This is a genomic window from Atribacteraceae bacterium (assembly GCA_035477455.1).
Classification (GTDB): Bacteria; Atribacterota; Atribacteria; order Atribacterales; family Atribacteraceae; genus DATIKP01.
This window is the reverse complement of record DATIKP010000030.1, coordinates 1-10,248: the sequence shown is the minus strand read 5'-3', so window position 1 is coordinate 10,248 and position 10,248 is coordinate 1. Positions and strand designations below refer to the sequence as shown.

Annotated in this window: 12 protein-coding genes; 1 reads left to right on the top strand and 11 read right to left on the bottom strand. The window is 53.4% G+C overall.

All coding sequences use genetic code 11. The annotated features are described in order from the left end of the window. The 4 genes from VLH40_01540 to eutM all read right to left on the bottom strand — a co-directional run. Nucleotides 1–1,132: 4Fe-4S dicluster domain-containing protein (locus tag VLH40_01540; protein ID HSV30692.1), on the bottom strand; the 1,132-nt coding region annotated here is incomplete at its 3' end. A gap of 41 nt (nt 1,133–1,173) precedes the next feature. Continuing rightward, nucleotides 1,174–1,461, bottom strand: coding sequence for a EutN/CcmL family microcompartment protein (locus VLH40_01535; protein HSV30691.1), 288 nt, complete (start codon nt 1,459–1,461; stop codon nt 1,174–1,176). A 7-nt stretch (nt 1,462–1,468) separates the two neighbouring features. Further along, nucleotides 1,469–1,762, bottom strand: a complete 294-nt coding sequence (locus tag VLH40_01530) for a EutN/CcmL family microcompartment protein (GenBank protein HSV30690.1) — start codon at nt 1,760–1,762, stop codon at nt 1,469–1,471. 42 nt (nt 1,763–1,804) lie between these two features. After that, entirely contained in the window at nt 1,805–2,119 is a 315-nt protein-coding gene (eutM, locus tag VLH40_01525) for an ethanolamine utilization microcompartment protein EutM (GenBank protein HSV30689.1), read from the bottom strand. A gap of 433 nt (nt 2,120–2,552) precedes the next feature. Between eutM and VLH40_01520 the strand changes: the two genes are divergently transcribed. Continuing rightward, entirely contained in the window at nt 2,553–3,362 is an 810-nt protein-coding gene (locus VLH40_01520; GenBank protein ID HSV30688.1) for a DeoR/GlpR family DNA-binding transcription regulator, read from the top strand. An 8-nt stretch (nt 3,363–3,370) separates the two neighbouring features. On the opposite strand, the gene VLH40_01515 is transcribed toward VLH40_01520, so the two are convergent. The 7 genes from VLH40_01515 to VLH40_01485 all read right to left on the bottom strand — a co-directional run. Beyond that, a complete protein-coding gene (locus VLH40_01515) occupies nt 3,371–3,940 on the bottom strand; it encodes an SIS domain-containing protein (GenBank protein HSV30687.1) in 570 nt (189 codons plus the stop codon). Then, nucleotides 3,924–4,580: an orotidine 5'-phosphate decarboxylase / HUMPS family protein gene (locus VLH40_01510; protein HSV30686.1), complete on the bottom strand. Its 657-nt coding sequence runs from the start codon at nt 4,578–4,580 to the stop codon at nt 3,924–3,926. Before VLH40_01510 ends, VLH40_01515 begins: the two co-directional genes overlap by 17 nt. Continuing rightward, complete coding sequence (locus VLH40_01505) at nt 4,577–5,872, bottom strand: DUF1015 domain-containing protein (protein ID HSV30685.1); 1,296 nt, start codon at nt 5,870–5,872, stop codon at nt 4,577–4,579. The genes VLH40_01510 and VLH40_01505 overlap by 4 nt, the downstream gene beginning before the upstream one ends. A 195-nt stretch (nt 5,873–6,067) precedes the next feature. After that, nucleotides 6,068–7,864 (bottom strand): ASKHA domain-containing protein, encoded by a 1,797-nt coding sequence (locus VLH40_01500; GenBank protein HSV30684.1) that lies wholly within the window; start codon nt 7,862–7,864, stop codon nt 6,068–6,070. Nucleotides 7,865–8,200: 336 nt separating this feature from the next. Next, nucleotides 8,201–9,364 (bottom strand): Xaa-Pro peptidase family protein, encoded by a 1,164-nt coding sequence (locus tag VLH40_01495; protein ID HSV30683.1) that lies wholly within the window; start codon nt 9,362–9,364, stop codon nt 8,201–8,203. Nucleotides 9,365–9,375: 11 nt separating this feature from the next. Beyond that, the gene (locus tag VLH40_01490; GenBank protein HSV30682.1) at nt 9,376–9,660 is read right to left on the bottom strand and encodes a hypothetical protein; all 285 of its coding nucleotides are present in this window, start codon (nt 9,658–9,660) and stop codon (nt 9,376–9,378) included. Next, nucleotides 9,657–10,248 (bottom strand): hypothetical protein (locus tag VLH40_01485; protein HSV30681.1); only part of this gene is annotated, 592 nt, incomplete at its 5' end. The genes VLH40_01485 and VLH40_01490, both read right to left, overlap by 4 nt.

Sequence of the window (10,248 nt, the reverse complement as noted above, 5' to 3'; positions counted from 1 at the left end):
GGGCAGGATCGGTCTCCAAAACCGGTGAAAGGGGATGAGCCGGGTAGTGCATCAGTTGCAGGCGGTTTCTGACCACTGAAGAGGGAATTTTTCGGTAACGGAAGGTTTCTCCCACCGACCCTGCCGCAGTGGAATATCGCGGCTGAAAACCAGCCTGGGTCAACTGCCTCTTGATCGTCTGGTTTATTATGCGCGGCGAGAGTTCCATCGGACAGGCGTAGACTTCACACAAGCCGCACTCACTGCACAAGAAAGCGTTCTGTATGACCTCCTGGGGAATATCGAGCCCCAGGTTGATCTGTCTCATTATTTTATGGGGAAGCAGCGGATGGCCCAACAGATATCTCGGACACAGCTCTGTACAGTAAGTACACTGACAACAGGCCGCTTTGCTCTGTTTGACGATGAAGGAGAGGGGGAGGGTTCGCTTGCGCACCAGCGAGTGATCCCGGGGCAGCACGATCAACCCGGCGGTGGTCTTGGTCACCGGAGACAACGGGTCGAACTCGATCGTTCCCATCATCGGTCCTCCCACCACGAGACAATAATCTTCGACGGTAGGACCGCCACACAACTCAATAATCTCCTGCATGGCCATACCGAGCCGGGCCCGCACCACTGATGGTTGCCGGACCGCGCCGGCACAGCTGAGGGTTCGCCGGGTGACCGATTCGCCCTGGGAGGCCCGGTACACGTTGGCCAGCGTCTCCACATTGAGAACCAAGCATCCCACCGAGAGCGGGATATCACCCGGGGGTATCTGACGGCCGGCTACCTCCCAAACCAACAGGTGTTCATCTCCGGCCGGGTAATAATCATCTACCGGAAAGAGCCGCAGACCATCGCGCTGACCGATGATTTCCCGAAGACGATCAGCCAACCAAGCAGAATCCTTCTTCATGGCCAGGATCCCTGTTTCCGCTCCAGTGCTTTTCATGACCAAATCCAGTCCGCCAATGACCTTCTCACCTTCGTATTCCAACAGATACTTGTCATTGGACAAGAGAGGCTCGCACTCGGACCCATTCCCAATCACCATGGTCAAGGGACTTCTGATTTTTAAATGGGTGGGGAAACCGCCGCCGCCGGCTCCCACGACTCCCATGTCCTTCACGGCCTTTACCAAGTCCATGTCCCTTCGCTTCTCCCCGGTATATGAATTGAATGTTTCGCTTATTTACGAAAAACCACCTGGCCGTTTTCTTCAATCAGGTCAACGATTCCCACAATGACACAATCCACCGCTTTCTGGTGTGTCTCCCGGCTCTGACGTGCGGAACTTCCCTGCGAAACGAGAACCATTTCTCCATCTCCGGAACCGACCAGATCCAGACCTATCAGATGTTCTTCAGCTTTCTTTCCCTGGCTGTCACAGGGTTGGACAATCAGGTAGCGTAAACCGGCAATCCCGTCACTCTTCGTCGTACTGACAACCGTTCCGGTGACCTTGGCCAGAATCATCCGATATTCAACCTTTTCGAAAAACTGACTTCCCGTTCATTTCGATTTCATCCACGATGGCCACTACCGTGGCATCGCTTGGTTTGCCTTCGGTAACGGTGGTCATTCGAGAACTGCTCCCTCCCACAAAGAAAACAACTTCTCCTGTTCCGGCACCGACGCTGTCCATGGCTACCAGGTACTCACCTCTTCCTTCCTGAGTGGCGGGGTGAATCTTTTCCAGCAGTAAAAATTTTATCCCTTCCATCTTCGGTTCTTTGCGGGTTGAAACTACGGTTCCCACGACCCGGGCAAGAATCATGAATACAACTCACTCCTTTTTCTGAAACCCGGCAACTTACGCTTAGCCGTTTTTACCTTTTGCCGTCTTGCGACCCAGCGGAAGCGCCTCGTCGACGTTAGTATGAGGGCGGGGTATAATATGGACCGAAACCAACTCTCCAACCTTCTGCGCCGCGGCTTGACCGGCATCCAGCGCCGCCCGGACCGCCGCTACGTCTCCCCGGACGATGGCCGTGACGTAACCGCCCCCGGTTTTTTCGTAGCCGATAAGCTCAACCCGAGCCGCCTTCACCATCGCGTCGGAAGCCTCCACCATAGCGGCAAATCCTCTGGTTTCGATCATTCCCAAAGCATCCGAATACACATCCATAATCATCACTGCTCCTCTCCATTCGTTTTTTCCTTGAGATCAAGGCAGGCATCTTGCTTACGCTGCCCCTATGTGTTATTATTCCAACATAATTTTATTCAAAAATAACATATCACCTACCTTCTGTCAACGGTTGTGTCCAAAAATATTGTCCAGAAATTACCACAACAAAGATCAACCAGGAATCAATCTTTGATTCTCCTGAAGATAAAGTCCTGCCAACCGGTTCAGAATGGGAATAAATAAAGGATCCTATGGAATTATAGAGTGAGGAACGGAGCGAGACCGCGATAAATAATCCCGGATATGGGGCATCGTGAAAGCTTTCGGGGGGACCTGTCCTGCGAAAGTGGAGGGAAAAGAGGTGTTAAGTATCTAAACAAAAATGTGATTTATATCACAGTGTTGAAAAGAAAAGAGTGGTCATCAGTTGTATTTTGTGTGGCTGGAGGTTATCATTACTAAAATTATGATGAAAAAAAGAGAGCGAATCAACGTTATCACCAATGCTCTTTCTCTCAACGGAGCGGTTCGTATCCGCGAAATCTCCAAAAAACTGGGAGTGTCGGAGATGACTATCCGGCGGGATCTGGATACTCTTTCGCAGGAAAATATCGCTACCGTTATCCCGGGCGGAGCCATACTGAAAAAGGATGTTAGTCCTGAGTTAGACAATGAAAATTATTTAATCTCAACTGCTGAATCCCGCATGATCCGTGAAAAAATCAGGATCTGCCAAAAAGCGGCGGCTCAGGTGAAGCCAAACGATACCCTTATTATCGACACCGGCTCGACCACGGAGCACCTGATGGAATTCATTCCCCCGAGCGTTCCCCTCACCATCATCTGTTTTACCCTCAATATCCTGACCAAGGTCTGCAGTAATCCCCACTGGAAAATTATTTTTACCGGCGGGTACTTCCACGGCAACACCCTGATGTTTGAAAGTGCCGAAGGGATAAGTCTTCTGAAAAAAACCCGGGCCAACAAAGCGTTTCTCTCCGCTGCCGGAATCGAAAAAAAGTTGGGCGTCACCTGTGCCAACGCGTACGAAGTCGAAACCAAAAAAGCGGCTCTGGAGTCATCAGATAAAAGAATATTGCTGGCCGACTCATCCAAATTTCAAAAAGTCAAGATTGGATATTTCGCCGAACTGAAAGATTTCGATCTCATTATCACTGATTCCGGGATTCCGGGATCGTATGTCTCGTTGCTCCAAAACTCAGGAGTGGACCTGATTCTGGCGTAAGGTTCTTGTCACTCCAGGTTGGCGTGCCGGAGCATCATTTCCCGGTAGGCTTCCTCCCGGCGGTCATAGAGCAGGCTGAGAATACAGGCATCGAAAAAAAAGGACAGGGCATGTTCAAAGCGGGTCCCTCCGCCGCTGGAAAACAACTGAACGGAATCGGGACAGCGTTCCGGATGAAAAACCACTGTACAATCCGCTATTGTTTCCAACGGTGATCCGCCGTGCCCGATCAGCGAGGCGATCATCGCACCCTCCCGTTTGGCTTTTTCACAAAACAGGAGAAGCGAAGAGGTGGAGCCGGAACCGGAAGCGGTAACCAGGACATCGCCCTTGCGGATGGAAGGGCAATCTGGTTCTCCCACCAGGTGCACCTCATAGCCCATGTGCATAAGACGCATGGCGAATCCCCGAAGGACCAGGAAACTGCGTCCCCGGGCCCAGAAAAAAAGCCGCCTGTCTTTCCAGTCCTTCTCCATGGTGTCAATAAACCGCTGGGCCTCTTCCCGATCTATTGAATCCAGGAGGGCCCCGGCCTCCTGGATGATGATCCCCTTCGCCTCTTCAAACACCAGACTCATCGATATACCTCCTCATTTCCCGAGCGACCGCCAAAGGATTCTCCTGGGCGCTTAGGCCGGAACCGACTACCACTACCGCGGGTCGGAAGGCTTTAAGCACTTCACGAAGATTATGGAGATTGATTCCCCCCGCAACCATGATTCGTTCCGGAGGACTTGCGGTCAGAGGCAGCACCTTCCGGTGATCAAGGATCGTACCTCCCCGCTTCACGACATCAGTCGAGAGATGAAGACAGAGATAGTCCGGCAAGAGGTGGTCGATGAATTCTATTTTTGATTCGTCCCGCGGTGAAAGGTCGATGGTATCCACGACCATCTCCGCTCCGCTGTCCACGACACTTTGCTTGACCTCCGAAAGGGTGGCCTCGGAAGCCCCGGCTAAGACTGATACCATATCAGCTCCCGCTCTGACGGCTTCCAGCGTTTCCCACCGTCCGGCATCGACGATCTTGGTATCGGCGAAGATGGGTCGCCCTCCGCCGGTCCATTCCCGTACCTTGCTTACGACCGGTAGTCCGTGACAAACGATAAGCGGGGTTCCCACCTCGATGATGTCCACGACCTCTGCCAGCAAGCCACATAATTCCCTCGCCCGTGACAGGGAGAGAATGTCAAGAGCCAACAGAAGGCGGGTTCTCATCGCGCCCTCTCCTCCAGCAGGCGCATAACCAGGCCCGTCCAGACTTTGGGATAGAAATAGGAGGATTTTTGCGGCATGCGCTGGGCGTGAGCGACAGCTTGCTCGATATCTTCGATCGGAGTGGGCTTCATCACGAAAACCAGTTGGTAATGATTGTCCTCCCGGGCAACCGCATAAACATCCTTGGTACCCTTGAGGTAGTCGACGTTGTTCGCCTGCATGTCTTCATCGATGCCCAGGATTTTCTTCAAAATCAACTCATGAAGAATCGAGGTATCCAGATACCGGTTGACATTTTCCCGGCCCAGCAACCGATCCATCACCGATACCTCGCGTAGCGTCAAGGCCGCCCACACGTTTTGGGGCTTGATGTAGACCCCGAAGGTCCGCTTCGGTGAGCCTGCCAAAAAGTTTTCCATGGCTTCTTGGTCAGAGAAGGGAATGACCTCGCAGTAGGTCCGGCAGCGGTCCAGGAACCCCTCCAGGGTGTTTACGGGAAGGTCGTGGACCAGCCGATGAGTGGGGAGGACCAGGAGACCGGGGTTTTTCAGGTTGACGAGGGTCATCATCACCAGGTCTTCCGGTATTTCCTCAAGTGGATCGTCCAGTTTTTTTCTGATTTCCCGCCGGTACATCAGGCTGGTTTCATAACGATGATGTCCGTCGGCGATGATCAGGGTGCGGGGATTCATGACCCGCCGGACAGTGTTGATGTCCCCGGCAGCGGTCATGCTCCATATGCGGTGGCGGATCTCCTGACAATCGATAAAGTCGATCAGGAGATTTTCCTCTGTTTTGCTCTTTTCCAACAACCGCTCGATCTCGCCGGAAGCATCGTTGTAGATACCGAATATTTGTTCCAGGTTACCCCCGGTAACCTTCAGTAGCTCCAACCGGTCCAGCGAGTATTTGGGCATGGTTTTTTCATGGGGCATGATAATTTTTTTCTCGAATTCCTCCAGCCGTACCAAGCCCACAAAACCGGTCCGTACCCGTACGTCGTCTTCCGGGTTCAGGCGATAGATCTGCTCATAAATATAAAATGCCGGTTTTTCCTCCTGGATAATCTCTCCTCTGTCTATCCAGGAGCGGAAAAGCCGCGCGGCTTTTTCATAATTTCCGTTCGTCTTGCCCAAAGTGACATGAACGATATTCAAAGGGTCCTGTCTCAGTTTTTCCTGCAATCGCTCAGAAATCACATCATAGGGAGGGGCGAAAAGCGCACCGATCCTGTCTTTCCCGAATTTCTCCTCCGAATACCGGTATCCTCGAAATGGTTTGAGTACTGCCATCGCTAACCTCCTGTAAATACAGGCTGCGGCAGTTTCGCCGTTTAGGCTTTTAGGAAGGCCCAACGCGGTCATTGCTTTATCGCCTGACCTACCGCCTAATAGCTTACCGCCTCATCGCCTGCTTTATCATACCCGATGCTGTCCTCTCCGCCGACAGATTGACTCCTGTGTCTCATCCCTGCTCGCTTCCATAATTTATATGCGCGCTTGCGAAAATATCAGGGATTCGAAAAACATGTCCTGAAAATCAGCCCGACCGGAGAGCTCGATATATCGCGCTTCCCGAGCGAACCGTTCTGCCTGATCACGAAACTCAGAGGAAACCAGCGCTTTCTTCGCGCCGGCCAGAGAGGCATTTCCTACCGTTGTAACAACTTTCCCCGGCGGGATCAAGTCGACGGCTACGGCACTTGCTGGGTTTATGAAAGTACCAAAGGCGCCGGCCAGTACGACACGGACTATCGCCTCTTCATTCTTTCCCGCCTCTTTGAGCATAATCTTTCGGCCGGCATCGATCGCTGCCTTGGCCAATTGAAGTTGAGAAATGTCTTCCTGGGATATATAAATTAAAGGATCACGGCTTAGGGTAAAGGTTTTATGGGTCCCCTGCTGTCCTAAGTATGCTTCCAGACTTCCCCCGTTTCCCACCAGACGTCCGTTGGAATTGATCAATCCTTCCCGGACCAGGCAGGCCAGGGCATCGATAAGTCCTGTCCCGCAAATGCCATGCGGTGGCGCGTTGCCGATCGTAGAAATCTTAAGGGTCTGGCCTTCGCTTTCTACCCCGCAGATCGCTCCCAGTGCCGCCCGGCTTCCGAATTTAATCTGGGCGCCTTCGAAAGCCGGTCCGGCGGCGGTTCCGCAACATAAAATCCGGCCTCCCTCCACCAGGACGATTTCCCCATTGGTTCCGATATCGACATAGAGTAGACATTCCGGTTCCTCCAGCAAGCCGTGAGCGACTGCTCCGGCGACAATATCCCCGCCGACATAGCCGGCAACGGAAGGAAAAAGATAGACCTGGGCTTCGGGATTGGTGATCAGGTCAAGATCTGTGGCGCGCAATTCCATCGAATGGTTAAACACCGGCGCATATGGTGCCACACCAATCGAGAGCGGCGATACCCCAAGCAAAATATGCTCCATGATCGTATTCCCGGCAACGGTGATCGCAAAAATTCGCCCCGGATCAATCCCGGTTTGCTGAGATGCTCCCTGAACCAGATCATTAATGGTGCGGACAACCTGTTCCCGCAGGACCATGAGAGCGCCGTGATCCTCCTGAATGGCCCGCAGGCGGGAGATAACGTCTGCCCCGAAACCAGCTTGGCGATTCAGGGTTCCCGCCCGGAATACCGTACTTCCCGTCTCGAGATCCACCAATTCCACTGCAACCGTGGTCGTACCGATATCGACCGCCAAGCCCAAAAAAGGGTCTTTTTGAAGGCTTTTTCCAGTCCAGCGGACCATGTTCCGGTCAAAAACTATCTCAAAGGTTTGCGAGGCGCGGTCTTCAATCATGGAAATCCCTTGAAGAGACTGTACAGTCCATAACCGGGGGGCGTTTTGTCCGCAAAGGTGGTGCCCCAAAATATCCTGCAGGGAAGCCAGGCGATACAGGGGGGGCTTTTCCAAATTTACCAATTCGCGTCTGAGGGGAAGTTCTCCGATTTCCGCTTCCATTGTTTCCGTAAGAGCGGTCACTTTTCCGGACCGTGCCGGAGTGACATCAATCCGAAGATCGCCGGTGACTACAACTTGACAGGCCAGCCGACACCCTTCTCGAATTCGTTCCCCGAGATGCTTTCCCTCCTGGGAGTTCGGTTCGCTAACCTTTCCGGCAATTATCTTGACCACGCATTTTCCGCAGAGCCCAAGTCCACCACAGTAAGCCTCGATTTCGAGGCCTTCCCGCAGGAGCGCCTCCCACAGGTTGTCGCCCGGTTTGACCTCAAAGATCCGGTCCAAGCTCACTTCGTGAACAATGGGCATTCTGTCTCTCCTCCCCACGCCTCGGTTTCCATTCTCTCATACTGCAGGAACCCGGCAAATAAAAAGAGGGATCCATGAGAATCCCTCTCCTCTGATTGGATGGTATTGACCGGTCTTCCCAAAATATTATCCCGTTACTCCGCGATATCTGTCAATAGAAAACTCTCACCACCCTCACTCCTGGGTTTCTCCACGTTTAATCATCCGAGACTCTTGACCGGTTTTCTGCTTTCCCAATTCCTTTGGAAAAAACCCCAGACCTGCTCTTCAATCCTCTCCTCCAGCTTATCCTTCCGCAGAATCGATACTCTTTTTCCCAAAGTAATTGGAGAATGGCTACAGTTCGATAATCTCGCTGCGCACCCGGGAAAACACCTCACACCCCTCCGGGGTGACCCGAAAACCATCTTCCCAACGAAATCCATAGTCCGCACAGGTAAAGAAGGTATCCGCCATGAAAGCCATGTTCACCTGCAGGGGATAGTGGGAAGTGGTTTCCACCCAGGGTTTTTCCACTTCGATGATCCCCGCTCCATGACAGGGACCGTACAGGAAACACCGGGCATATCCATGATCTTCGTAATACCGGTAAAACTTATTGGCGATATCCTTAGCGACAACACCTTCCCGGATCCATTCATAGGTTTGGAGATGAGCGTCAAGTCCGAACTGGACCCGTTTTTTCATTTCCTCAGGCATTTTTCCGAAGATCACCGGCCGCCCCACCGACGAGGCGTATCCCCCAAACCGGGCCCCAATGCACAGTTGGATGAGTTGGCCTGATTCGATCCGGTCATAGGTCGGTCGTCCGATAGCGTTCCTGGTTTTTTGTCCGGCGAACACGTAGTTGGGAAACGCTTCACATTCCGCCCCGTGCTGATAGAGGAACCCCATCAGGAGACCAACGACTTCTTTCTCGGTCATACCTGGCTTCATCGTCTGGAGGAGGCTTTCCAGGGCCAGTTCGCTTATCCGGTGCGCCTCTTGCATCAGGGCGATCTCATTGGCGGACTTGACCATCCGCAGGTTACTGATAATCCATTCCGCCCGGACGATTTCCCCTCCCCGCCCCAGCGCTTCCTTTACCCCGTCCACCACCGGCTGGGGCAAGATAGCGTAGTCTCCCAAAGCCAGACGCTTGATCCCTTTTCCGCTGGAAATCTCATCAAAGATATCCCGAAAAGTCGCTATCGGGATATCCGGGTAGTCCGGTTCCGCCGACTCGCGGTAGGCCAGCATTTTGCGGATTTTCGGTATTTTACTGCGTTGCCGGGCAAACGGTTCAGCCTCCGGACCGATGAGCAGAATCGGCTCACCCTCCCGGGGCACGATCACCCCGGCCGTTTCAAATATCGGCCAATGATCGCTCAAATAGCGAACGGAGGCCTGGTCGGCCTCGTTGGAATGGACCAGGTAAGCATCAAAGTCATTCTCGCTCAGCTTCTCCTGAATACGAACCATCCGTCCTTTGAATTCACTGTCTGGGATTTCCCTGATCATCGGCCTTCCTCCTATAGTTTAATGTTTTTTATCAATCCACAACCACCCAAGCGCCTCCACACCCAAGTACACAGTTGAGAGCCAAACCGCCGTGCGAACCAGCGATGGATCCGATAGATCGGATTGGGGCACTGGCCTTCCCGAAGAGCGAGCTCGGCGATCTCGGCAATAGGGACCTTGTCCGATTCAAGCAAAGTGCCTTCAGAAAAGGCAATAAAGGTCGGTTGTTGACCGGGTTCGTGACCGGGTTCGCCAGAAAGCGGATTGGCCTGAGAGGCGCGCCGGAAGACAGTCATGGTGCGCCTCCTTTCGTCGTCTCGTTCCGGAGCATGACAAGCTCGTCATCCAAACCGTGGCGGAGAATGTCGAGTCTGGATGACGCAGCCACCAGGCTTTCGGCGTGAATCGGCTTGATCCGAAAAGGGAAGAAGCCCGGGCTGTCGAGCAGATCTTTGAGCGGGGCCGAGCCGTTGGCCCGGATATGAAGGGAGGCCTCGGCCAACCAGGCAATCAGTCGGGAATCATCAACGGCCAGCGTTATCCCGGCGGAGTAGATGCCCTTTGCGCCGGTCTCCTGAAGCACGCCCCAGTCCAAGTATGAACGCAGCACGCGGCGGGCTGCTCGGGAAACCGTCTCCCGCTCGCCGTATTGCTCGCGGACCCGGCGCTGGACATGAGCCGCGGCAACAGAACCCTGAAGCTTAAGAAGACGGCCGGTCTGAGTGGCTACACCCGACCAGAACGGGTAGACGGCCATGACCATCCCCCAGTGAATCGCTACGCTCAAGTGATGAGGACTGAGTGGTGAGGACTGAGTGGTGAGGAAATTCAGACCATCATCCCGCAACGCTATGATTTCTTCTCTCGGAGTCATCCAGACCATG